At 57.6% G+C, this 23,898-nt stretch carries 25 protein-coding genes and 1 pseudogene; 14 read left to right on the top strand and 12 right to left on the bottom strand.

Features of this window, described 5'->3' with window-relative positions; genetic code table 11:
* The first annotated feature begins 68 nt into the window (after positions 1 to 68).
* Both VMU57_RS02800 and VMU57_RS02795 read left to right on the top strand, forming a co-directional pair.
* Entirely contained in the window at positions 69 to 374 is a 306-nt protein-coding gene (locus VMU57_RS02800; RefSeq protein ID WP_325380565.1) for a chorismate mutase, read from the top strand.
* A gap of 87 nt (positions 375 to 461) precedes the next feature.
* Positions 462 to 1,169 (top strand): hypothetical protein, encoded by a 708-nt coding sequence (locus tag VMU57_RS02795; RefSeq protein WP_325380563.1) that lies wholly within the window; start codon positions 462 to 464, stop codon positions 1,167 to 1,169.
* A gap of 70 nt (positions 1,170 to 1,239) precedes the next feature.
* Here the strand turns inward: VMU57_RS02795 and pabB are convergent, their stop codons facing one another.
* The 5 genes and pseudogenes from pabB to VMU57_RS02775 form a co-directional block, all read right to left on the bottom strand.
* Positions 1,240 to 3,309 carry an aminodeoxychorismate synthase component I gene (gene pabB / locus VMU57_RS02790; RefSeq protein ID WP_325380561.1) on the bottom strand — a complete coding sequence of 690 codons (2,070 nt, stop codon included), beginning with the start codon at positions 3,307 to 3,309 and terminating at the stop codon, positions 1,240 to 1,242.
* 124 nt (positions 3,310 to 3,433) lie between these two features.
* Positions 3,434 to 4,333: a sulfotransferase gene (locus VMU57_RS02785; RefSeq protein WP_325380559.1), complete on the bottom strand. Its 900-nt coding sequence runs from the start codon at positions 4,331 to 4,333 to the stop codon at positions 3,434 to 3,436.
* A 73-nt stretch (positions 4,334 to 4,406) separates the two neighbouring features.
* Positions 4,407 to 4,964: a prephenate dehydrogenase dimerization domain-containing protein gene (locus tag VMU57_RS02780; protein ID WP_325380557.1), complete on the bottom strand. Its 558-nt coding sequence runs from the start codon at positions 4,962 to 4,964 to the stop codon at positions 4,407 to 4,409.
* Between the two features lie 9 nt (positions 4,965 to 4,973).
* Positions 4,974 to 5,183 (bottom strand): annotated as a pseudogene (locus VMU57_RS22935) (hypothetical protein); the annotation flags it as partial.
* Positions 5,117 to 5,299: a hypothetical protein gene (locus tag VMU57_RS02775; RefSeq protein ID WP_325380555.1), complete on the bottom strand. Its 183-nt coding sequence runs from the start codon at positions 5,297 to 5,299 to the stop codon at positions 5,117 to 5,119. The pseudogene VMU57_RS22935 and the gene VMU57_RS02775, both read right to left, overlap by 67 nt.
* A 195-nt stretch (positions 5,300 to 5,494) precedes the next feature.
* Between VMU57_RS02775 and cysC the strand changes: the two genes are divergently transcribed.
* The 3 genes from cysC (at position 5,495) to VMU57_RS02760 (ending at position 10,122) form a co-directional block, all read left to right on the top strand.
* On the top strand, positions 5,495 to 6,424 hold the full coding sequence (gene cysC, locus VMU57_RS02770; RefSeq protein WP_325380553.1) for an adenylyl-sulfate kinase: 930 nt from the start codon (positions 5,495 to 5,497) through the stop codon (positions 6,422 to 6,424).
* 332 nt (positions 6,425 to 6,756) lie between these two features.
* Positions 6,757 to 9,798, top strand: a complete 3,042-nt coding sequence (locus tag VMU57_RS02765; RefSeq protein WP_325380551.1) for a glycosyl hydrolase family 28-related protein — start codon at positions 6,757 to 6,759, stop codon at positions 9,796 to 9,798.
* Positions 9,799 to 9,942: 144 nt separating this feature from the next.
* Positions 9,943 to 10,122 carry a hypothetical protein gene (locus tag VMU57_RS02760; RefSeq protein ID WP_325380549.1) on the top strand — a complete coding sequence of 60 codons (180 nt, stop codon included), beginning with the start codon at positions 9,943 to 9,945 and terminating at the stop codon, positions 10,120 to 10,122.
* A 48-nt stretch (positions 10,123 to 10,170) separates the two neighbouring features.
* On the opposite strand, the gene VMU57_RS02755 is transcribed toward VMU57_RS02760, so the two are convergent.
* Positions 10,171 to 10,437, bottom strand: a complete 267-nt coding sequence (locus VMU57_RS02755; protein WP_414648600.1) for a hypothetical protein — start codon at positions 10,435 to 10,437, stop codon at positions 10,171 to 10,173.
* Between the two features lie 211 nt (positions 10,438 to 10,648).
* Here VMU57_RS02755 and VMU57_RS02750 point away from each other — a divergent pair, with 211 nt between their 5' ends.
* On the top strand, positions 10,649 to 11,140 hold the full coding sequence (locus VMU57_RS02750) for a hypothetical protein (protein WP_325380545.1): 492 nt from the start codon (positions 10,649 to 10,651) through the stop codon (positions 11,138 to 11,140).
* On the opposite strand, the gene VMU57_RS02745 is transcribed toward VMU57_RS02750, so the two are convergent.
* Entirely contained in the window at positions 11,137 to 12,423 is a 1,287-nt protein-coding gene (locus VMU57_RS02745) for an amino acid deaminase (RefSeq protein ID WP_325380543.1), read from the bottom strand. The two genes, VMU57_RS02750 and VMU57_RS02745, sit on opposite strands and share 4 nt — an antisense overlap.
* An 89-nt stretch (positions 12,424 to 12,512) precedes the next feature.
* Between VMU57_RS02745 and VMU57_RS02740 the strand changes: the two genes are divergently transcribed.
* The 5 genes from VMU57_RS02740 to VMU57_RS02720 all read left to right on the top strand — a co-directional run bounded on the left by VMU57_RS02740 (position 12,513) and on the right by VMU57_RS02720 (position 18,496).
* Positions 12,513 to 13,961 carry a D-aminoacylase gene (locus tag VMU57_RS02740; protein WP_325380541.1) on the top strand — a complete coding sequence of 483 codons (1,449 nt, stop codon included), beginning with the start codon at positions 12,513 to 12,515 and terminating at the stop codon, positions 13,959 to 13,961.
* Positions 13,962 to 13,997: 36 nt separating this feature from the next.
* Entirely contained in the window at positions 13,998 to 14,390 is a 393-nt protein-coding gene (locus VMU57_RS02735) for a RidA family protein (protein ID WP_325380539.1), read from the top strand.
* 74 nt (positions 14,391 to 14,464) lie between these two features.
* The gene (locus tag VMU57_RS02730; RefSeq protein ID WP_325380537.1) at positions 14,465 to 15,814 is read left to right on the top strand and encodes a gluconate:H+ symporter; all 1,350 of its coding nucleotides are present in this window, start codon (positions 14,465 to 14,467) and stop codon (positions 15,812 to 15,814) included.
* Between the two features lie 47 nt (positions 15,815 to 15,861).
* Positions 15,862 to 17,118, top strand: a complete 1,257-nt coding sequence (locus tag VMU57_RS02725; RefSeq protein WP_325380535.1) for a lactonase family protein — start codon at positions 15,862 to 15,864, stop codon at positions 17,116 to 17,118.
* Between the two features lie 58 nt (positions 17,119 to 17,176).
* Positions 17,177 to 18,496, top strand: a complete 1,320-nt coding sequence (locus VMU57_RS02720) for a histidine-type phosphatase (RefSeq protein ID WP_325380533.1) — start codon at positions 17,177 to 17,179, stop codon at positions 18,494 to 18,496.
* A 24-nt stretch (positions 18,497 to 18,520) separates the two neighbouring features.
* On the opposite strand, the gene VMU57_RS02715 is transcribed toward VMU57_RS02720, so the two are convergent.
* A complete protein-coding gene (locus tag VMU57_RS02715; protein ID WP_325380531.1) occupies positions 18,521 to 18,787 on the bottom strand; it encodes a hypothetical protein in 267 nt (88 codons plus the stop codon).
* A gap of 109 nt (positions 18,788 to 18,896) precedes the next feature.
* Between VMU57_RS02715 and VMU57_RS02710 the strand changes: the two genes are divergently transcribed.
* The 3 genes from VMU57_RS02710 to VMU57_RS02700 all read left to right on the top strand — a co-directional run bounded on the left by VMU57_RS02710 (position 18,897) and on the right by VMU57_RS02700 (position 20,939).
* Positions 18,897 to 19,859 (top strand): hypothetical protein, encoded by a 963-nt coding sequence (locus VMU57_RS02710; protein ID WP_325380529.1) that lies wholly within the window; start codon positions 18,897 to 18,899, stop codon positions 19,857 to 19,859.
* 6 nt (positions 19,860 to 19,865) lie between these two features.
* The gene (locus VMU57_RS02705) at positions 19,866 to 20,204 is read left to right on the top strand and encodes a hypothetical protein (protein WP_325380527.1); all 339 of its coding nucleotides are present in this window, start codon (positions 19,866 to 19,868) and stop codon (positions 20,202 to 20,204) included.
* A gap of 75 nt (positions 20,205 to 20,279) precedes the next feature.
* Positions 20,280 to 20,939, top strand: a complete 660-nt coding sequence (locus VMU57_RS02700; protein ID WP_325380525.1) for a BON domain-containing protein — start codon at positions 20,280 to 20,282, stop codon at positions 20,937 to 20,939.
* Between the two features lie 79 nt (positions 20,940 to 21,018).
* Here VMU57_RS02700 and VMU57_RS02695 read toward each other — a convergent pair whose 3' ends face one another.
* Genes VMU57_RS02695 through VMU57_RS02680 form a run of 4 tightly spaced genes read right to left on the bottom strand, consistent with a single transcriptional unit; the run spans position 21,019 to position 23,461 of the window.
* Positions 21,019 to 21,804, bottom strand: coding sequence for a LytTR family DNA-binding domain-containing protein (locus VMU57_RS02695; RefSeq protein WP_325380523.1), 786 nt, complete (start codon positions 21,802 to 21,804; stop codon positions 21,019 to 21,021).
* A 27-nt stretch (positions 21,805 to 21,831) separates the two neighbouring features.
* Positions 21,832 to 22,374: a zinc ribbon domain-containing protein gene (locus VMU57_RS02690; RefSeq protein WP_325380521.1), complete on the bottom strand. Its 543-nt coding sequence runs from the start codon at positions 22,372 to 22,374 to the stop codon at positions 21,832 to 21,834.
* 2 nt (positions 22,375 to 22,376) lie between these two features.
* Positions 22,377 to 22,772, bottom strand: coding sequence for a hypothetical protein (locus VMU57_RS02685; protein WP_325380519.1), 396 nt, complete (start codon positions 22,770 to 22,772; stop codon positions 22,377 to 22,379).
* Positions 22,769 to 23,461 (bottom strand): RNA polymerase sigma factor, encoded by a 693-nt coding sequence (locus VMU57_RS02680; RefSeq protein WP_325380517.1) that lies wholly within the window; start codon positions 23,459 to 23,461, stop codon positions 22,769 to 22,771. The genes VMU57_RS02685 and VMU57_RS02680 overlap by 4 nt, the downstream gene beginning before the upstream one ends.
* Between the last annotated feature and the right edge of the window lie 437 nt (positions 23,462 to 23,898).

Raw genomic sequence — 23,898 nt, 5'->3', positions numbered from 1 at the left:
CCGAAGCTGTACGTGAATTCTCAGGTTGTCACTTATGATTGAAGTTATAATTTTGGGCACGGACTAACATGAGCATTTCTGAACTTAGAGACAAACTCGATTTGGTTGATGCGGATCTCATCCAGCTTCTTGGGCAAAGACTGAAGTTATGCCTGCAAATAGCAGACGAGAAACTAAGGAACGGACTCCCCATGATGCAACCTCATCGTGTCGAGTTTGTAAGGCAGCGTTGCGCCACCCTTGGGCAGCAGGCGGGACTGGATACAGCATTCGTGAAGAAGCTCTACGCGATGATTATCGAGGAAGCATGCAGGTGTGAGGATGAGCACATGCATGCCAACGCACTTGCATCCGAGCAGTCACCTTCTACTTAGATCCTGACCAGTGTGATTGTCGCAGTTGCCTCGTTCACACATGGTCAGCAAGCATCGACATTTATCTTTCTCGCGAGGAGTGGCGCCATGGCTGAGCAAGACTACACTGCGTACTCGACGGAAGACCACAAAACTTGGTCCATTCTTTACGAACGGCAGATGGTGCGCCTTAACGGCCGTGTCCATCCTGAATATCTCCGTGGACTGCGTGCCATTGGAATCACGGCCGACGGCGTGCCGCAGTTCCGCAGTCTCAACGAGAATCTCAGCGCCTTGACCGGATGGCAGGTATCTGCTGTTGATGGCCAGCTCTCGACCGAGGACTTCTACGCCATGATCGAGCACCAATCGCTTCCGTCAACAACGGAGATCCGTTCGCGCGAGGAACTGGATCACAGCAAGCGTCCGGATATCTTTCACGACGTCTTTGGGCACATCCCGTTACTGGCCAACGATCCTTACCGGACATTCCAATGCGAGCTTGCCAGGCTCGGCATGCAACATCTCGATGATGTAGAGACGATGGTCAGGCTCGGGCGAGCCTACAAGTGGTTGATCGAGTATGGACTCATTGAAACGCCGGAAGGCACGCGTGTGTTCGGAGCGGGGCTCATCTCCTCTTCCAAGGAACTCGATCACGTTTTCAGCGATCGCATCGTGAAGATACCCTTCACCCCTGCGGCAGTGATGGAAACCCCTCATGTTCCGGCTTCGTTACAAGAGCATTACTTCGTAATCCAATCATTTGGCGAATTGGTGGACAGCATTCCCACCTTCAGAGAGATGACTGCCTGAGAAGTGCCGCACCGACGTTGCCTTCCACATTGCTTCCTTGCATAGCCCTGCAAACCGCGGCTTCTCTCTTTCAAACGCATTCGGAGCGGCTCTGGTCCAGAGTGAACTCCTGCCCACCCGCTATCGCGATGGCTTTCATCAGCGGGACCGTCTTCAACACCATCTCGTCGAACTCCTCCTCACGGTTAGACAGGATGGTGATTGCACCGCCAGCGCCAATCGTAGTGTGCTCCGGCGTGATGACTGCGGTCCGAATAACGATGTTCAGGTCTGCGGCTCCGTCGACTGACAGATATCCGATCGATCCCGAGTAGATGCCACGCGGCGCGTTTTCCAGCCGATCGATGATTTCCATTGCCCGGAACTTCGGTGCACCGGTCATCGACCCACCTGGGAAGCAGGCCGCGATGCAGTCGACCGCCGTTAGCTCAGGGCGAAGGTGCCCTTGAATTGTACTCACGAGCTGGTGAACCGTCGCCAGTGTTTGTACATACATGAGGTTTGGCACGCTAACCGAGCCAGGGCGCGAGACGCGGCTGAGGTCATTGCGAATCAAATCCACAATCATGAGGTTCTCTGCTCGATTCTTGACGCTGGTCGCAAGCTGTTCCAGCGCTTGTCGGTCCTCGTCCGCATCCGTCATGCGTGCCGCGGTTCCTTTGATTGGTTTCGAAGAGATCCAGCCGTGTCGATCCACGCGGAGAAACTGCTCCGGCGAGGAGCATGCCACGGAGAAATGGCGATGACGAAGGAAGGCGGAGTAGGGCGCCGGGTTCACACGCCGCAAGGTGCGGTAAAAGTCGAATGGCTCCGCAATCGACGCTGCTTCAAGGCGGTTGGTCAGACATATTTCGTAGCTCTCGCCGGCGCGGATCTCCGAAATACAGGATTGAATATCGGCCATGTGAGCGCAATGCCCGCGAGCCAGTCGAAACGAATTAGGCACCTCGATCGTTTCCGGAGATAACAGGGGATCGAGATGGGCAAGCGCGCGCTCCGTCTGTTCAAACCACTTCGAGGCCTCGGGATGCATATCCAGTGCAAACAGGTGAATGACGCGATCCTGATGATCGAAAGCGATAACCGCTGAAGCAAAAAGCAGCACCGCATCTGGCAACTCGGAGCGATGCGCTGCCGATGCGCCGAACTCTGCCTTGAGCTCGTATCCGAAGTAGCCCGCAAAACCGCACTGGAAACCGCAATCGACCTCGGCCGGGGAAGCAGAGTGTGCGGCGATCGTTTCGTTCAAATACTCGGTCAGCAACCGCGAGCACTCGGTTCGCTGTCCGTCATGGTGGACGACGAGTCTCTGGCCTGCCGTTCTGTATTCCACGAAGAAACTCCCGGCCGTCGAGGAACCTGCGATGAAGCTATAACGGGAGATACCTGGCTCCGCACGACTGCTATCCAGCCAAATGGAAAAGTCATCCTGAGCGTACAGCGACGCGTAGGCGGTCTCCGGTGCGACGAAAAAGTCCAGCTGCCGATGAAGTACTTTACGCTTCGGAGTTGCGCTCTTCCGCGTCGTGTCAGTTCTAGATTCGCTCGCTTTTCGAGGATGAAATCCGCACGCAAGATTCAGAAAGTTGCCCAGGATGCGCGTACCGTAATCCGTGCAGATCGACTCAGGATGGAACTGAACGCCCCAGAACGGTGCGTCACGGCGACGGAGGGCCATTGGGATGTTGTCGCTCGTCCACGCAATCACTTCGATCGAAGTCGGAAGCGGCTCACCAATGACCAGGGAGTGATACCGGACCGCATTGAAACCCTGGGGGATATCGTCAAACAGGGCGGAGCCGTCGTGAAATATCTTGCTGGTTCGTCCATGAACTGGTTCGCTCGCCCGCACGACGGAGCCGCCGGAATGTTCCACGATGCCTTGGTGGCCGAGACAGATGCCGAGGATGGGAACCCGCAGTTCGCGTACGACTTCCGCACACACACCGAAGTCGCGCTGATGACCGGGATGCCCCGGACCGGGAGAAAGAATGATAGCCTCTGGGGCTAAGTGGACAATCTCGGCGAGCGTTATCTTGTCGTTGTGCCGGACGACGGGCGACTCCCCGGTAAGTTGAGCCAGCATGTCCACCAGATTGAACGTGAACGAGTCATAGTTATCAAGGATCAGAATCCGCATGCCAATGAATCTCCAAGGATAGGCTTCGCCATGGCGACATCTTTCAATCTTGTTTTAACTATGTCGCCCTCTCCTTGTGGAGAGTTGCCTTACTTACCCAGGAAAAATGATCAGGTGAACTTCCCTAAATATAACCGTATTCTTCTAGCCATCTCGCGGCGATCTCTTCGAAGCGCCTTCTTTCTTCCCCACTCAAATCCTTTATATACCGGCCGACCGCCTCGCTATTGACCGGCCGCCGTACTGCCTCGGCACTCGGGTGGCGGAACGGATGCTTGAGCAAGGTATGATCCTGCGTCTGGTGCTGGAGAACACCCTCGTCCCAGGGCACATTCAAAAATGTGAGCAGACGCTGCATCGTCGCTACGGGAGAACTGACCAGATCTTCATATCGCACATCGAGGATTTGCTCACGCGACGATGAGCTGTGGATTGCCTCCATCAGGCCAGCCCAGCCATGGGCCGCCTCTTCAATTGTTGTATAGCCCCAGCCGCGATTCCCACGCAGTTGCGAAGCGGCAACGTCGCGTCCATCGCGCACCATGTGGATAAATTTCGCGGTCGACCAGATCTCCGAGAAACGATGAGCTTCACCTAAGCGGCTCTGAATTTTGATCGCCCAGACAGTCTTGCCCGTGGCTCGCAATCTTGCATCTCCGATAGCATCGAGCAGCGTACAGCGATCTCGAAAGTTGACCAGATTGCCATGTGTTTGACCCATGCATTCGCGCACAAGCTCCTGGAGACATTCATACGTCACGCCGTAACGCAGGCACTGCTTGGCAAACTGGACGGGGAGATGGAATGCTGGGTTGGCTGTGGCGACTCCATCACCATGGACGCGGGGGTCGTTTTTTATCAGTAAGTCGCAACAAGCGATCACGGAAGAGCCCAGGTCGGTCGGTTCTGTGAAATCAATCTCCGGGCCCGCAGCGATATCTCGATGGGAGTCGAACATAAGGCTTAGCAGCGTTGTACCTGAGCGGTCGTCACCGCCAATGAAAAACTGGGTTTTAGCACTCATCCGCAATCTCGGCAGCTGATTGAGGGAAGCGCTTTGACTGTTTGGCCGCAGCGCCTATACAACAACGAAACATTCATCGTGTCGCTTCACTGGCTTTGTGCAAGCTCGCAGCCGATTCCATCGCGAGACGTTCCTTTGCTCCGCCGAGAGAACTGGCAGCCCGTTGCAGCATCTTGGCAAAATCGTCGATTGTGCCCAGCCTGGCCGTGCGATCTACTTCGGCAAGCGCCTCGGCCAGGAGGGCACGCGCCTCGGAAGCCTTCGGATGGTCGCTCTGGATGTGGAAATAAACTCCAGGTTCCTTTGTCGCGATGCGAGCTAACAGGGTCAGCATCGCCCGCGCGGGAGGCGTCAGCAGGGCAGATTGGGCATCGTAGTTCAACTTGGACGCTGCAAGTCCCAAGGCAAGCAGTGCCGCGTGGACGACGACTTGGGTGAACGCTGTCTGCCGGTCGTGCTCCTCCGCTGACATGCGCATGGGCAGCACTTCCCACGTACGAAGCATTTGCAAAAATGCGCTGCTGCGAACCCCGCTCTGCACCTCGACAACGCCCACCTGTTGCGCACTCCAACCTAAATCCGGCGCAAACATCGGGTTGATGCTGACGACCTCAATATCTTGGCGCATCATTTTGTAACATTTCATCACGGGCGACTTAACCGACATAAGATCGACGACCAGCGCTCCCGATGGAAGTAATGGAACCGCATGCTCCAAGGCGCGAAAGGCAGCCTCCTCCGGCACGCAGAGCAGGAGCAGTGAACACTGCTGCAGCAAATCGCTCAAAGAAGATGAAGGCGCGCCGATGTCTGCGACATGGCTCCCTTCGTGTCCAGCGACAAGGTCCACTCCCTCAACACGTAATCCTTCGGCTTGTAAATCCCGCATGAAGAGCCGTCCGAAACCGCCTGCGCTACCAGCAACGATCGCAGGCGATAGAGTGAGAAGGTTTCTAGCGTCTTCATTGGTTTTAGTCGGGGCCATGATCGTCCAGGTAGTGCGAACTCCTAAGGTAAGTGTGCGAGGCAATCCAGATCGGACAACGGATTCAGCATACAATACCCTGTAGCATCCCCTGGGCAACGCACCAGTTGTTAACTTAAAAAAAGCTGAAACGACAAAGCAGACTTGTCATTCGACAGGCAAGCCGATTGGCTTCAATGTCGGTTCAGCAAACCGAGAACCGTGGAGATCGTATGGGAAAGGTCATCTGGTTTATGGGATTGAGTGCGGCTGGGAAATCGACCCTGTGCCGCGCCTTGGCTGAGGCATTGCGGGAACGCGGATGTCGCGTGCAAATTCTTGACGGCGATGAACTGCGAAATGGCCTATGCTCCGGATTGAGTTTCACCGAGGCGGATCGAACGGAAAACGTGCGCCGCGTCGCGCATGTGGCTCGCCTTCTAGCAGATCATGGAATTTTCGTTTTGGTCGCGGTCATCTCCCCCTTTCAACAGGTCCGTGACATGGTTCGCACTCTAGTGCCTGAGATGATCGAGGTGTTTGTGGACACACCGCTTGTCGTTTGCGAACAGCGCGACCCCAAGGGACTCTATCGGCGTGCCCGGGCGGGTATGATCGCGAACTTTACCGGGATTGATTCACCCTTTGAACCACCCTCCGCTCCAGACATCGTATGCCGTACCGATCAAGAGAGTATCGAGGAGTGCTTATCGAGTCTCTTACTGTACTTATTCGGTGAATCGGCAGTCGCGTTCGTAGAAGCGCGTGACCGACGTCCTACCATCGCGGTCGATTTCGACGGAGTGATCGCGGAATACGAGGGGTGGCAGGGCGAACAAGTGCTTGGAACGCCAAGGCCGGACGTGATTGCCGCACTGCATCAGCTCGATGCAGAGGGTTGGAAGGTTGTGGTGCATACCACGCGTGGAGCGGAAGACATTCAAGACTACCTGGTCGAGGCGGGCGTACCGTTTGCGGAGATCAATATGAACTCGGACTACCTCAGCCAGGGCACCAAACCAGTCGCCACGGTGTATTGGGACGACAGGGCCGTAACCTACACAGGAAATGCTCACCGGGACCTCGCGAAAATTCGGGCATTCCGTACATGGAACGAACGTACCTGAGCGGGAATATGCCGCGATACGCGTTCACCCAAGCTTTGTGCTTAGCTGTAAAAGGATTGCATGCGCGCTCAAAGGGAGTCCTCTCCCGCATAGGCCGCCGGTTCTGGTCCAGGGTAGACTGACGCGGGCGAGCGCGTCGCGTGATTCCGGACGAGAAAAACACGCAGTGGCACGATGGCAATTAAGACTGCATTGCGCCACTTTGCAACCTCCGTCATGAACGGAACACCATGGCATTGCCCTCTCCGGTTCCGAAAGACAGTATCATGAAGCCGGTTCTTGAGTGGTCGCTCCGTGGTGTGCAACCAAAGACATAGGGGATGAATGCGTTTATGAAGAAGCGTTTGCTGTACGCCATGGTGTTGCTTGTTGTCCCATCCTCCGCGTGGGCCGCATCCGTCTTGACAACGCGGCTTGACGATTCCAGGGCGGTCTACCTCACCGCACAAGACTTCGGAGCACATGGCGATGGGAAAGCCGACGACAGTGCATCCATTCAGGCTGCAATTGATAAAGCAGAGAACCACGCCGAGGGAGGCATTGTCTTCGTACCCGCAGGCCGCTACCGGCTGACGCGAACCATCTACGTTTGGCCTGGCGTGCGCCTCTTCGGCTATGGTGCAACCCGTCCCATCTTCGTCCTGGCAGACAACACGCCCGGCTTCCAAAAGGGCGTAGGCGACATGGTGATCTTCACTGGGGCGCGTCCCGGCGATTCCTCCAGAATAGGTCGCGTTCCCTTTCCGCCTCCGGGAAGCGTACCGCCAAACAACACCATCGCCGACGCCAACTCGGGCACCTTCTATTCGGCAATGAGCAACATCGACTTCGAGATCGGCGAAGGCAATCCGGCGGCGATCGCCATCCGCTTCCACGTCGCCCAGCACGCTTATCTCAGCCACATGGATTTTCATATCGGCTCCGGCCTCGCCGCACTCACCGAGATCGGCAATGAGGCCGAGGACCTGCATTTCTTCGGCGGGCGCTACGGTATCCTCACCGATAAAACCTCGCCCGCCTGGCAATTCACGCTCATCGATTCAGTCTTCGAAGGCCAGCGCGAGTCGGCAATTCGTGAACATGAGGCCGGGCTCACCCTCATTCGCGATACGTTCCGCAATACGCCGACCGCGATCGACATCGACCCCCATTATTCCGACGAGTTATGGGTCAAAGACTGCCGCTTCGAGAATGTCTCCCGCGCCGCAGTCGTCATCAGCAACGAGAAGAGTCCGCTCACCGAGGTCGGCTTCGAGAATGCCGTACTCAAAGCTGTGCCGACCTTTGCGCTCTTCCGCGAAAGTGGAAAAAGGATTGCAGGGAAAGGCTCGATCTACCGGGTCGGCAATTTCAACTTCGGGCTCATCGTACCCGGCGAGGGAATGACCGGCAAAATCGGGATGCTCTATGAGGCAACCCAATTGAACGCTCTGCCCGCGCCCCTTCCACCGGCTATCCGGGCGCTGCCGCCAACAGAAAGTTGGATCAATGTCCACACCCTTGGCGTCAGGGGAGATGGAACGACCGACGATACCGCCGCCATCCAGAAGGCCATCGAGACGCATCGCGTGCTCTATTTTCCGAGCGGCCATTACGTCGTCAGCGATACGCTCGCGATGAAACCGGACACCGTTCTAATAGGCCTCCATCCGACGCAGACGCAGTTCGACCTTCTCGATTCAACACCTGGCTATCAGGGGGTCGGTACTCCTAAAGCGGTGATCTCTGCACCATCCGGCGGGTCGAATATCGTCAGCGGCTTCGGAGTCTTCACCGGCGGCATCAATCCACGCGCAGTCGCGATGTTATGGATGGCCGGAGAAGATTCACTGATCGATGATGTGCGCTTTCTCGGCGGCCATGGCAGCGGCACCAACCCTTACAACAACGACCACACTGCCGACTCCGATCTGCATAAACGCTGGGATGGGCAATATCCGAGCCTGTGGGTGACTCATGGTGGTGGAGGAACTTTCGCCGACATCTGGACTCCCAACACCTTCGCGCAGGCTGGCTTCTATGTCTCCAACACCACAACGCCCGGACATGTCTACGAACTCTCCAATGAACACCACCTCCGCAACGAGATCAAGTTCGATCATGTCGAGAACTGGGACATCAACGCACCACAGACCGAAGAAGAAGCTGGCGAGAGCCCTGAATCTCTGTCGCTCGAATTCGACTGGTCGAAGAACATCACCATCGCCAACTATCACGGCTATCGTGTAACCCGTTCACGTGCACCTTTCCCCGCCGCGGTCCGCCTCTATCACTCCGAGGGCATTCATTTCCGCAATCTGCACGTCAACGCCGAGAGCGGATATGCTACCTGCGATCAGAACGGATGCGGCACTTTTCTGCGCGTCAGCAAATTTCCCTACGACAACGCAATCCAGGATATGACCCATCATCTCGAGGTGCGCGAGCGCGAATTCGCGGTCCTCGACATTCCTGCGAACCCACCCACGCCGCCTCAGCCGGATGCGTCTGCCGTACTCGCGCCCGAGGCGAAGGTCGAAAAGCTGGAAGACGGCTTCTTCTCTATCTCGGGCGCGGCTGTGGATGCCTCGGGCAAGCTCTATTTTGTCGATCACCATCAGCAGCGCATCTTTGGCTGGGCCCCAAGCGAAGGTCTCACCATCGAACGTGACAATCCGCTCGACCCCGTCAACCTGGCCTTCGACAAGGCGGGCGATCTGCTCGTAGTCTCTTCGAGCGGCCCGGAAGGAACTGTCTATTCCTTCCGCCCCGGATCGCCAAAAGGCGAGATCACCGTGCTATCGCCGCAAGCGACTCAACCGCATCCCGGTGCAGCCGCTCTCTTGCCTTTCAATTATTGGAACAACGGCGAATTCAAAGACCAGTTCGACTTCAACACCTTCACTTTCACAACGCTGACGGAGATGTTCACCCGCGATGTCTCCACTCCCAAGGTGAAGGAGTATATTTCACCCGATGGCAGCCTCTTCCTGCCCGCAGGCAGAGTCTTTCAGCAAGGACCGGCCGACTACAGCGGCTGGCGCTTTTCCGACAATCTGGACACCTATGGTTTCATCAGCGCCCTTCCCGGTAAGCGGATCTATATCACCAGTGAATCGGAAGACCGAACCTACAGCGCCCTGGTCGGGACCGACGGCGCGCTGAACGATATCAAACCGTTCGCAGAGCGCGGAGGTGAGAGCGTTGCAGTCGACAGCAAAGGAAATGTCTTCGTGGCCAACGGCCAGATCTTCGTTTACGATCCATCCGGCAAGCAGATTGCCCAGATCGACGTACCTGAGCGCCCGATCGATATCCTCTTCGGCGGCGGCGATCGTCGGACCCTCTTCATCCTCACCCACCATGCGCTCTTCGCTGTAAAAGTGCGAAATTGAGATGAACGTACACGTTCAGGAACAAACTTCTTCAGCCTGTCTGTCAGGATCGCTTACACCAGGACAGCTCATCCAGAGTGCGAATAGAAAGCCAGTGGACGATTTGCCCGTGAGCGAAAAAAGCTGAAGTGATAGGCTTTCCTTATGAGCGGCCCAACACTGCAGCAACGACTCGAAATTCTTCTCGACCACCTTGCCGAGGCCGAGCGCGAATACGCTGCCGGAGTTCCCTATCCGGATCATGCAGGCGGCAACTGGCCCGACAAGATTGCCGGAATTAAGCAGCGCATCGCCACCCTCCGCGAGATCATCGCCAACGAATAATCGCTTGAAAAGTCGCACGCCGCATTACGGCACGGCTACATCGACCTTCTAAGCCTTTGCAACCTCAGCCTGCCGTTGCAGCACCTGCAGCAGCGCGGTCTCCTCGTTCCGCAACGTCTCCAATTCGTCTATCTCGTCTTCTTGCTGGGCCTTCTCGACATACTGAAACAAATCGTAGCCCGGAAGGTCCTCGCAACGTTGTACGATTTTCGCGATTCGGCGGTCGGTGATGTCGACGCTTTGCTTAACTCCGCTCTTGCCCCGAAACCTGAAGGTGACAGTGGATCCATCGATCTCGACATGCTTGTTGCGCATGGTCGTCAGCCCGTATGACTCTGCTTTCTTCGAGGCAAGATCTCGACGCCTCCATCTGCATCGGAAATCTTTGGATGCACTCAAAGCCTGGCCTTCGATCCGGCACGACCAAAATCTTCTCAGGCGGCTTTTCGTTCTCTATCGCCGTCCAACCAAGAACATCCCTATGCAGGCGCCTTGCCATGCGATCGGATGAGGAGCTTTAAACCAGATGGCTAAAGAGTGGATTGCAAACCTCGCCCAGGACATTAAGCAGAAGAACCACGATGCTGCGGAAGATTACGGCAGGCAGCAGCACAAGACGGGCATCATCGCCAACCTCGGGATGCCCTTCTTTACCACCCTCGTCTCCTGCCTCGAAGAGGACGTTGCTGAAATCAGGCGGGAACTGCAGGGCGATCTGACCTCCGCAGACACCACCTTCCAGATCGTTAACATCAACGCCGCTAAGCTCACCCGCGACCGCTTCCCCTGGTTCGACGCGCACCTTATCCATCACGACAACAACATTGTTCTCGAGTACGCCAAAGACCGCGGCATCGCCGGAGATCTCAACCTCGACCGCAAAATGGTCCACTTCACCTTCGAGGTCGCCGCAGACGACGCCTTCTCCGTACAGCAGTCCTTCAGCGAGACGCCGCGCAGCTTCCAATCTCCCGAAGAGCTGTCACGTTACATCGTCGAACTACTCTTCCAACCCTAGAAAAAGGTCTGCACGACGTCGACGACGTCGTATTCGCCATTCAGCACCGGCAGAGCACGCCACTTGTCGAAGGTCAGGCACGGGTGCGAGATGTCGAACCCGAGCATATCGCCCACGCGAAGATCGTCCCCTTCAGCAATCTGAAGATAGGCATGCTGGTCCATCATCTTCGTAAGCTGCCACCTTGACGGGACCGCGACGGGTCCGGCAGTTCCCGGCCGATAACGCACAACCGGCGTGGGCAGACCGGCATCGAACGCGGCATCGCGTTTTCCAAGCGCCACAATCGCTCGCTCTTTTTCCGGAACGGACTGGACATAGGCCCAAAGCTGCAGCGCCGGTTGAAGGCTCGAGTGCATCTCCCTGGCAATAGGATTGCGCTTCAGAATCTCCTGCTGCGCCTCGCGATATATGCCGACATCGTGGGTCAGATAGCATCCGGGCCGCAGCACCACATCGACGGAATCTCCCAGCGCTGCCTTTGAAAAGACATCGGCGACCACGTCGTACCAGGCAGAGCCCGCGCCCGTAAGCAAAATGCGCTGACCTCGAAATTGCTTTTCCAGCATAAGTTTGCGCGTGATGTCGACAGCGCGCTGCAGAAATTCACGGATGGATGCCTCATCTTTCAGCACCCCTTCATAGACCTCTACTCCGCAAAGCACCAGTTGCTCACGCCAGGTATTAAGAGCACTCAAGACCGTTTGCAATTGCCCCGCATCACGAACGCCCGTACGTCCGCCTTCCACACCCAGCTCAATCAGAACCTGCAGCCGTTGTCCTTTTTCGCGATAGAACTTGCCGAGCTGCTCCACCTGTTCCGCCGAATCAACAAGGCAATAAAAATCGAACCCCTCGTCTTCGAGCAGCCTCGATAGGATCTCCATATTCTGTTTGCCCACCAGTTGATTCGCCATCAGGATGCGCCGCACACCGTGCTGATAGGCCACCGAAACCTGGTGCGCGGTAGCCAACGTGATCCCCCACGCGCCGCCCTTCAGTTGCAAATCAAACAACTTCGGAGCCATGGTCGTCTTTCCGTGCGGCGCCAGCTTTACGCCATAGGCCGTGATGAATTGCTGCATCCAATTCAGGTTATGCAGCAGCTTCTGCTGATACAGCACGGCCGTCGGCAGGCTCAGGTCCTCTCGCAGCAGATTCCATCCCCGCTGCGCAATCTCCTGCGGCTCCAGCGGATACTCAAAGGAGCCCAGACCTTTATTTAGGGGGGCAATTCGCGAATCGGGCACAGAAATCTCAGCCGCAACTTTTCTCTCTGTCATCAAGCAAACCTCAAGGAGATCATAGGATAGCAACGGTTGCGATCAAGGTATTCTGACGCGCTGCCGAATGTTTCCTGTAGAAAGATAGTATGCCTCTCTGCGACACGCTTATCTGCAACGCGCACATCATGGACGGCAGCGGCGGCGACCCCTCGGTCGGCGACGTAGCCATCGACGGTGGACATATCTGTGCCGTCGGGCAAATCCCGGACTACAACGCTCGACAGCTCATAGACGGCAGCGGTCACGTTCTCGCTCCGGGCTTCATCGACGTTCATACCCACGATGATACAAACGTGATCCGCACTCCGGAGATGCTGCCCAAGCTATCTCAGGGGGTCACAACCGTGGTCGTCGGCAACTGCGGTATCAGCGCTGCGCCCGTGCAACTCGCTGGCGCTCCGCCTGACCCGATGAACCTGCTCGGCAGCGCAGAAGTATTTTGTTATCCAACATTCCGCTCGTACGTTGCGGCAATCGAACAAGCGCAGCCCGCGGTAAATGTAGCCGCACTGGTTGGTCATACTGCCCTGCGCAACAATCACATGGATCGCCTCGATCGCGCCGCAACCCCAGCGGAGATCGAGCAGATGCAGGCGCAGTTGAGCGAAGCTCTGCACGCCGGAGCGTTGGGACTCAGCTCCGGTCTGGCCTATCTCTCCGCCAACGCGGCGCCCACCGAAGAGGTCGTGTCGTTGACAAAGCTGCTTGCGGCAGCCGGTGCGATTTACACCACGCACATGCGCACCGAGACCGAAGGAATTCTCGATGCGATGAACGAAGCCTTCCATATCGGTCGCCAAAGCAACGTGCCGGTTGTCATCTCCCATCTGAAGTGCGCAGGCATCGCCAACTGGGGGCGCAGCGGAGAAGTCCTGCATGCGCTGGACGTGGCCCGTGCCGCTCAGCCCGTAGGCTGCGATTGCTACCCCTACGCCGCCGGCTCCAGCACACTCGATCTGCGCCAGGTCGACGAGCGCGTCGAGATCATGATCACGTGGTGCGAACCGCATCCGGAGATGGCAGGCAAGACGCTCGCGCAGATCGCCGCAAGCTGGAACGTCGAACAGATAGAGGCCGCGCGCCGCCTGCAGCCAGCAGGAGCCATCTATCACAGCATCTCGGAGGAAGACATGCGGCGCATCCTCACCCACCCCGCAACCATGATCGGCTCCGATGGCCTGCCCAATGATCCCCTGCCCCATCCGCGACTCTGGGGAACCTTCCCTCGCGTGCTGGGCCGTTACAGCCGCGAGCTGAAGCTGTTCCCCATGGCGACAGCCATTCATAAAATGACGGGCATGCCGGCCGCGCGATTTGGGCTGGCTGATCGCGGATTGATCAAGCAAGGCTACTGCGCTGATCTCGTGCTCTTCAACCCGGAGACAGTACGAGACACCGCAACATTTATCAGCCCCATCAGTCCGGCGGAAGGGATCACCGCCGTCTGGGTCAATGGTGTGTTGTCATATCGAGAGGGCACTTCGACTGGTCAACGAGGCGGAAGATTTCTGCCACGCCAGTCATCACAGATCTAAGCATCAACTTCATTAGCAGAAGCAAAGGAGCAGACAATGAGCATCAAGCGGTATGGCGTAGAAGGCGGCAAAGGAACCGGTGGTCAACATCTGCCATTTTCCCGTGCAGTCGAGGCGAACGGTTGGCTATACGTCTCCGGCCAGGTTCCCATGGTCAACGGGGAAGTCGTCGTCGGAAACATCATCGTCCAGTCGCATCAGGCGATTCGCAATATTTTGGCAATATTGCAGGAGGCGGGCTACGGGCCGGAGCACATCGTCCGCTGCGGCGTGTGGCTCGACGACGCTCGTGACTTCCAATCTTTCAACGGAGTCTTCCGGGAATACTTCGGCGAAAATCCGCCAGCGCGTGCCTGTGTCGTTTCGAGCATGGTCGTCGACTGCAAGGTAGAGCTCGATTGCGTCGCGTACAAGGAACCCACAGCTTAGCGCTCAGAGTCCTCCGCTCTTAACTCATTTGTAAGATCTACTTTGCTCAAAGGAAATTCGATGGTTCCAAGCCTATGATCGACCACCATGCGATCGTTCTGCTTATCTCGGCATCGGTTGCGGTCATCACGCTCATCCTGCTGATTGCTGTCTGCAAGCTGAACCCCTTCATCGTTCTGTTCCTCACCTCGCTCGGCCTGGCGATGGCCACCGGCATGCCGCTGCACGCAATTGTGCAGTCCTTTGAAGCCGGACTCAGCGGCACCATGGGGCACATCGCGATCGTGGTCGCCCTCGGCACCATGCTCGGCAAGATGATGGCGGAGTCCGGCGGTGCCGACCGCATCGCTTATACGCTTATCCGCCTCTTCGGCGAAAAGCGCATTCACTGGGCCATGATGGTGATCGGCTTTGTCGTCGGCCTTCCCGTCTTCTTTGAAGTCGGCTTCGTACTTCTCATCCCTATCGTGTTTACCGTGGCCCGGCGCACGCGCACCTCGCTGATTTTGGTCGGCCTCCCGCTCGTCGCCGGGCTCTCCGTCGTCCACGGATTGGTGCCGCCACACCCGGCAGCACTCGTCGCAGTGGCGATCTACAACGCCGACATGGGCCGCACCATCTTCTACGCTCTGCTGCTCGCCATCCCGACCGTGGTGATCGCCGGGCCGCTCTACGCGAAGTTCATCGCCCCCCACGTTCACCTCGATCTGGATAATCCCATGGCCGCGGAGTTCGTCGATCACGGCGAAGAGCGCAGCCTGCCCAGCTTCGGCCTCACGCTCGCAACGATATTGCTTCCCGTTGCATTAATGCTGGTGGGCAGTTGGGCCGATACGCTATCGCGCCCTAAAAGCGCCTTGAACGGCGGTCTGCATCTGCTGGGCAACGCCGACATCTCACTACTCGTCGGCGTCCTTGTAAGTTTCATCACGCTCGGCAAGATGCGCGGCTTCGACCGCGAGGCAATCCTTAAATTCTCCAACGAATGCCTCGCCCCCACGGCCACCATCACCTTGCTGGTCGGTGCTGGCGGAGGCTTCGGTCGCATCCTGCAGGACAGCGGCGTCTCCCAGGCCATCGTCGAAGTCGCACTGCATGCGCATGTGCCGATTCTTATCCTCGCCTGGACAGTCGCAGCCTTGATTCGTCTATCCACCGGCTCAGCCACCGTGGCCATGACCACTGCCGCCGGTATCGTAGCTCCCATCGCCATGCACACACCGGGCGCGCGGCCTGAGCTATTGGCAATCGCAACCGGCGCGGGCTCGCTCTTCTTCTCCCACGTCAACGATGGCGGCTTCTGGCTGGTCAAGGAGTACTTCAACATGAGCGTCGCCGACACGATCAAAACCTGGTCCGTCTGCGAGACCATCATCTCGGTTGTTGCGTTACTGCTGACCCTGGCTCTATCGGTAGCGACCTGATCCGCGCGCGCAAAATAGATTTGACCCATCAACAGAGGAGGAAATAAATGACATCCGAAGATCTCGTCAAGCAGGTCAGTATCAAGGAACCCATCTCGCGGCGCGGATTCCTGAAAGGCGCTGCCGCCCTTTCAATAGCCTCCTCTGTCTCCGCAGTTGCGCAGGGCTCCAACCGCAGCGCTCGCAGCGGCAGAACCTTAGCCTACGTCGGCTGCTACACGGGAGCAGTTGGCGATGGCAGCAACGGAAAGGGGATCTACCTGTTCGAGATGGATCAGCAGACTGGAGCGCTCACTTTGCTCAAGCTCGCGGCCACAACAGCCAGCCCCTCCTGGCTCTCTCTTCATCCTTCCGGGCGCTACCTCTACGCGGCCAACGAGGTCACAAACTTTAACGGCACCAATGGATCGGTCAGCGCCTACGCGGTAGACCGCGTCAGCGGCGATCTGCGCTTCCTCAACACCGTAAGCTCCGAAGGCGGCGGCCCCGCTTACCTCTCGACCGACGCCGACGGAAAGTATGTCTTCGTCGCCAACTACGTCGGCGGAAGCGTTGCGGTATTCCCCATCCTTCCCGGCGGCTCACTCGCCCGCGCCAGCAATGTTCAACACGATAGTGGATCAGTGGGAAGCACAACGCCGACCAATGCCGCGCCCGGCAGCTTTGCATGGAGCGGCCACGACGCTCCCCACGCGCACATGATTCAGGCCGACCCGAACAACCGCTTCGTCTTGCATACCGATCTCGGACAGGACCGAATCTACGTGCACCGTTTCGACCAAAGCAACGGCAAGCTCACCCCTGCTGCCACACCGTTCATCTCCCTGCCCACAGGCGACGGACCTCGCCACCTGGCGTTTCATCCCAACAGCCGCTGGCTCTATTCCATTCAGGAAGAGGCTTCCACGCTGACCTTTTTCCACTACGATCCCTCGACCGGCTCGCTCGCATCTCAGCAGACGATCTCGACCCTGCCTCCGGGCTTTACCGGCACCAGCTTCGCCTCCGGTGTTAAAGTATCGGCTGACGGACGCTTTCTCTACGCTGCCAACCGACTGCACGACACCATCGCCATCTTTTCCATCGAGAACGACGGCAGGCTCAAGCCGCTTGGCGAAGTCTCCACCATGGGTGACTACCCCAGCCAGTTCAACATCGATCCCAGCGGAAAATTTTTATACGCCTGCAATCGCAAAAGCGACGTCATCACCTCGTTCTCTATGAGCCACGATACAGGCCTGCTCACCTTCACAGGCCAGTACACTCCTGTTGGAAGTGCGAGTTGCATCGTCTTCCTCGCATAAGCGATTGCCTGATGCTTGCTGATTCTTGATTTGCTCCATTGCCGACTGGGAGGTCGCTGTGACTTGCAGACTGCATCTTCTTCTTGCCTGCCTTCTTGGCGTCGCATCTTTCATTCCCAAGGCTGCTTTCGGGCAGACCGACGAATTGCGCATGGTAATCGTCGTGAGCCGCCACGGCGTTCGCGCTCCCATCGAAAGCGAGACTCGCGCCAGCCAATACAACACGCAGCCGTGGCCCACCTGGCCGGTCGCTCCGGGAGTGCTCACGCCAAACGGCGCAACCCTCATGAGAAATACGGGCAGCTTCTACAGGCAGCGTTACGCCAATCTCTTCCGCGACCCACAAAACTGCTCAACCTCGATCTTCGCCGCTGCGAATCGCACCGAGCGCACGGTCAGCTCAGCGCAGGCTGTACTCAAAGGACTCGCTCCCAACTGCCCGGTAAAAGTTCACGTGCACGACGCCAGCAGTCTCGATCCACTCTTTGAAGCCGCCGCATTCTCCAGCGTCGCCAATCATGAAGAGTTGGCAGCCGCTATCCGTGGAAGACTCGGCGGAGATCCGCAGTGGTGGCCATCGGCCTACCAGCGTCCTCTCGAAGACCTGCAGCAAATTCTTTTGAACTGCGGAAACGGTTCCCCCTGCAGCAAATCTTCGACGAAAGAGAAACTGCTGAACGATACTTCGACGGTGAAGGCCGCAAATATCCCCGATATGGTGGTGATCGACGGCCCCGTCAGCAAAGGCGCCGACTTCGCAGAGAACTTCCTGCTGCAATATACAGAAGGCCTGCCGATGGCCCAGGTTGGCTGGGGGCGCGTCTCGCGCTCAGAGCTGAACGCACTGATGACGATGAACACCAGCTATCACGACTATGTTCTGCGAACGCCCTACTTTGCGCAGATCGGAGCCTCAAATCTCGCCAGCGATATCGGCGCGACGCTCCAGCAAGCCGCAGACGAAAAGACCGTGAGAGGAGCAATTGATTCCCCGCAGACCCGCTTCCTTCTGCTGCTCGGGCACGACTCCAACCTCACCTGGCTCGGCGGGCTGCTGCATCTGAATTGGCTGTTGCCCGATCAACCATTGAATGCGACGCCTCCGGGAAGCGCACTGGTCTTCGAACTGCACCGCGATGCAAACACAAATCGCTGTTACCTGCAGGTCTATATGATGAGCCAGACGCTGGACCAGATGCGTTACAAAACCCCGCTCACCATCGGCCACGCTCCATCCATCGCAACGATCTTCGTGCCCAACTGCAGCACCGACGCAACCAATCGCTGCCCGCTCGACCAGTTCCAGAAGCTTATTCAGTCCACAGTCAACCCGTCTTTCGTTGAGCCCACTTCGAGCACACTCCACCCAAACGAATAGCCGCTCAGTGCCGACCTTGATGCCTTACTCCCACTGCGTCTTATGCCGCTCCAGCCACCAGCAGACGTCGTTCCCCTTCTGGGGAAAGATTGACCGGCTACAATTTACCGGCACCACGCCCATGAAGTCGTACTCCATCTTGTTCCCCTTCAGCGGAGTAGCCAGCAACTGGTTCACCTGCACCACCCCAACCGGCCCTCTTCGAACCCGGAATACCACCCAGTCTCCGACATAGAGCAACGCCGCCAACACCACCACCGCTAACAAAACCCGCAAAGTCCATCGCTTCATCCGGCCCTCCAATAAAAGAACATCTGTTGCGGCAGTTTTCCCTTGCACGATCCTAACTCTTCCACCATAGTTGCTTCTTTACTCGCTTCTCTTACGGAGATGCACTGCGATGACGATTCCTCGCCAGCTTCAGGCACATCGAAAAACACTGCTCGCAATGCTGGTCCTGCTCTTTCTGATGGGCTGCGTCCCTGACCAGGACTACACCCCAGTCGTCAAACAATTTCAGCGGTCCGCGGATACCCTCTCCCAGGCCTTCCAAACGCTGCTGACCAACGCCAATCTGGTCGAGTACGAGCACTACATCGATGCCCAGGCCTTCGATCACGCCCCGCTCAGCCCTTCTGAGATCGACAGTCGCGCCGTCATTACCTCCGAAGAGCTCAAGCTCCGCTCCGACGCCATCCGCGCCCTCGCGCAATACACCTCCGCTCTGGCCACACTCGCCCAGGGCAAAGAGGAAGGGCAAATCGTAGCGGATGCCACCGCCGCCAGCACCAGCTTTTCGACCCTCGCCACCGACGCCCAGACCGCCGCTGCAGGCCGGCACCTCATTCCCGCCACGGCAGATTACGCCGGCCCCATCTCCAGCGCGGCCTCAGCCGCAGGCATCATTCTCGGCCTGATCGAGCGTCACCGCACCCATGAAGAGATTCATCAAAGCATCGAGAAGAATGACCCCGCGCTCACCGCGCTCTTCAACATTCTCGGCACCGAATCGCAGGCCATCTACGAACGCCAGAAGAGCAGCCAGCGCGCTCAGGGCGTTCTCCTCTTCACCGACTACAACCGCGAGATCGCCCAACCCGCTCCGGACAAAGACTACCTCCTCCAACTCAGCGACCGCATCAAGCAATTCCGCCGCAACCAGGCCCTCGTTGCTCGGGCCGACCCCACCGCAGCCATCGCGGCCTTCAAAAAGTCCCACGACGCTCTTGTCGCCGTCATCCTCGCGCCCAAAGACGCCAAACCTCGCGCCCTCGCGGAGCTTGTTACCTCGGTGAAATCCTTTGCCGCCGAGGTCGAACCGCTGGCAGACGGCGTTCAATCAACCAGCAGTAAAAAGGATTAACGAAAGGTGGCAGACCTTATGACCCAGGCCGAGCTCGTGACCGCCATCGGCAATACCCTCACCCAGATGGACAACACCCTGATGGACCCGACCCTCATCAACCAGCCTGCAAAGTGGCAGCAGGTCTATGCCATGCGAAAGCATCTCGACGACCAGCAGCGCACACTCGTCGCCGCCACCATTCAGGCCGACGACGCCAGCTTCCAGGCACTTACCGTCCAGATTCAACAGGCCATCAAGCAACTCCAGCAGGTCATCGACAATCTGAAGAAAATGGACAGCATCATCAATACCATCGCGCAGATCTCCGCCGATCTTGATGAGATTCTCAAAGCTGTCAGCTAAAAACGCTGGACTCGGCCCCCCTCCGGCAGTATCTTTTTCCAGACCGCAAACTTCATCTGCTACGGGAGACAAATAATGGCACATTCGAAATTTCTAACGATTGCAGCCGCCGCTTTAGTCACCTTCACCATCTCCGCCGCTCCGGTCCTCGCTCAGAGCACCCAGTCCAGTTCCACCTGGTCGCAGGACGACACGGTTCGCATCATTCAAGATGTTCAGAAGAAGATCGGCGGCCTCACCGACTACGCCGTCTTCGACTGGATCACCTTCGGCATCCACGGCAAAACCCTTGTGCTCAACGGTTACGCCTCCCGCCCCACCCTCAAGGATGAGGCTGGCCGCGCCGTCAAAGGCATCCCCGGCATCGCCTCGGTCGAGAACAATATCGAAGTCTTGCCCAACTCGCCGAACGACGACCGCGTCCGCGCCGCCGTCTACAACCGCATCTACACTGCCCCCAGCCTGCGCAGATATAACGCCAATCAGGGGAGCCTGGGCCGCGCCATTGGTCCCGGCGCGGGCATCGCCCTGGCTGCCGGAGGCGTTACCGCCAGTCCTCCCCTTGGCTACCACGCCATCCACATCATCGTGAAGAACGGCAACGTCATCCTCTACGGCGTGGTCTCAAACCAGAGCGATGCTGCGATCGCAGGGATGCAAGCCAACTCTGCCCCCGGAGCTTTCGGCATTACCAATAACATCGTCGTCGAAGGCGCCCCCGCCAAAAGCAAGTAATCTCTGAACGGAGTGACGGCCAACTCCCGTCACTCCGGGTAATTCAAAATTTTCACTCGGGATCAGCGCAGATCACCCGCTAAAGGTTGAACAGCTCCCGCAGCCGTTTCGTCTGCGCACGGCTCACCGGAATCTCCGTCTTCTTCGGATCGTCCATCCTAAGCTGATAGCTCGACTTGAACCACGGCACCACCTCGCGGATATGCTGGATGTTCACCACAAACGAGCGGTGCGCCCGCCAGAACGTCTCCGGGTCGAGCTGGTCCATCAGCTCCTCCAGCGTCCGGCAGTTCGAGTGTCCCTCCACCGTGGGCGTCACCACCGTAATCGTGCCCTCTTCAATCGAAGCGAAGCAGATCTCTCGCTGGTTCACCAGCAGCAGTCTGCTCTGCGCCCGCACAATCACCTTGCCCGAATGCGTCTTCCCTCCCTGCGATTGCTCCTCCATCAGTCGCAGCAGCGCATCCAGCTTGGCATCGCTGGCCGACTCGGGTGTGGCCAGCCGCGCCGCTGCCTTCTCAATCGTCTGCATCACCCGCTTCTGGTCAAAGGGCTTCAGCAGATAGTCCACCGCATTCACCTCAAACGCGCGCACGGCGTATTGGTTGAAGGCTGTCGCGAACACGACCTGCGGCATCGGAACCTTGCGGTCGAGCAGCTTCTTCAGCACGGCAAACCCGTCCAGCCCCGGCATCTGCACGTCGAGAAACACCACATCCGGTTTATGCGTCTGGATCAGGTCCACAGCCTCGATCCCATTGGTACCGTGCGCCAGCACTTCGACGCCGCCACCCCGCTCCAGCAGATACTGAAGCTCCTGCCGCGCCAGCGGTTCGTCATCGATGATGAGCGCGGTCAATGCCATACGACAATACTAGTCGCTATAGAATTCTTAGTCGCTGTAGACGCGTAGACGCGCCGGTGCCTGGTCTTCGGCAAGGTCATGTCCGCACTGGGTGCAATAAACATCCGTGATCTGCACGCCGCGAAAGCAGCGCCCGCATACCGGGGCCACCTGGAACTGGCACTGCGGGCAAAAGTGAATGCCCGACGTAATCTCCGTACTGCAATGCGGGCAGCGCGAAAGAATTGGCTGACGCAGAAGAAAATACACCACGGCCCCAATGCCGCCCGGCATGACGATGACTACCAGCATCCACAATCCCGCAGACATATTGCGTCGCTTCACATCGCGGCTGACATACCCGACCAGCAGAACATACGTCGCAAGCGCGGTTCCCCACGAGTAGCCCATCAGGATCCGCATCGGGATCATCTCATGCCGGTGATGGGGCATGACCACCTGAAACAGATACTGAATCGCAATGAAGACGGCCACCGCCAGAATCACGGACCATGCGGGGATCAGGCTAAGCTGGTCCTCGTCCGTCGCCGCCGCCTCCGGCGCTCTCTCCGATTTGTGACTCCAGGGCATGGTCATCGCATCGTCTCGCCGCCAGAGCGTTTACGCATCCGGCGGAACCATACCGTCACCAGCAGCGCCATCGAAAGGGGAAAGAACCACAGAGCCAGCACAAGGAACTGAGCGCTCGAATCCGGAACGCCGATCGGGATCAGCTCATAGCCATCCAGAACCGTCCATACCGCCGAGCAGATCAGCACCAAAAACACGGAACTTACGGTCAGCGGAATCCATAGGCTCCGGATACGGCTGCGTCGCGCCTCCAGCATCTTCGCCCGCTCCCGCACTACGCGGTGCGTCCGGTTCACCAACGAGGCCTTCGCCGCCACATTGATCTTCGGCAACCCCGGCCCGCCACGCGAGCGGCCAGTCTCCATCAATAAAGAGTGCTCATCGAAAATGCTCTTCATACGACCGCCTCCACTACAGGACGGGATGCACGAATCTGTTCCATCTCCGGCCTCAAGGCCGCCAGCCCGCGATAAAGCCGCGACTTCACCGTCGAGAGCTGCGCACGCGTCACCCCGGCGATCTCTTCAAGCGAAAGCTCCTCATAGAATCGCAGCACCAGCACCTCACGGTAGTTCGGTTCGAGCTTCAGAAGAACCTCGCCCACCTCGGCGCAGTTCTCCCGCTCCTCAAGCTGCTCCAGCGGTGAAGGCCCGGACATGGCAACCTCAAACGGCCGGTCGTCTTCCTTGCTTTCGCTCATCTCATCGAGGCTCGCCATCGTTCGCTTTCGCGACAGGTCGATCACTAGGTTGCGTGCAATCGTAAACAGCCAGGTATCGAAGCGCGCGTTGCCGTTATACTGCGCCCCCCGCAGCAGAACGCGCATCCAGGTCTCTTGAAACAGGTCTTCTGCGACCTCGCGCTTCCCCGTCAAAAACAGCAGGTAACGCATCAGCCGATGTTGATAAAGTTCAATGAGTTGGTCGAGAAGTTCGGGGTCCTGCCGCTTCAGCCCCTGGGCAATGGCCGCGTTCTCGCTCTGGGCCTGAGCGGCCACCGCAACTGCCAGCGAGATTGCTCCACCTTGCACACTCTCTCTGACGCGAGCGCGCTGAAAAAAGACTCGGTTAGGGCTTAATTTATCCATGCAAGATCAAGAATTTCCTCGCTCGGACAGGGCCACATCGCAACGCTTCCGGCTGATTCATTCTAAATTGCCCATCGCAACAACGACTCATGGCCACCTGCGCTGCAAAGGCCTTCGCCACTCCCATCCACTCCATACCGAAGCAGGCCGAAACTAGCAATAGACAGAGGCCTCTATCCAACTGATTCCATGTCGATTGCAAATTTCTTTCTCGAAAACAAAGGCAAAAATGCGTGTCAAGCCCCAAAACCGCATAACTCAAACAAAATAAATAAGATAAAGATTGCAAAAGAGTTTGATCCAATTCGCTACACTAAAAGAGTAGAGAAATAACTCAGAAGTCCCAGTCCACAGGCTTGGACTTAACTCTTTTAGAAACAATATTTTGGCCGTAACTCTTTATAAATGAATATTTTACAAAACTAAATCCGCGTAAA

This window comes from Edaphobacter sp. (genome assembly GCF_035532915.1).
Lineage (GTDB): Bacteria > Acidobacteriota > Terriglobia > Terriglobales > Acidobacteriaceae > Edaphobacter.
This window is presented reverse-complemented; position numbering and strand designations above follow the sequence as displayed.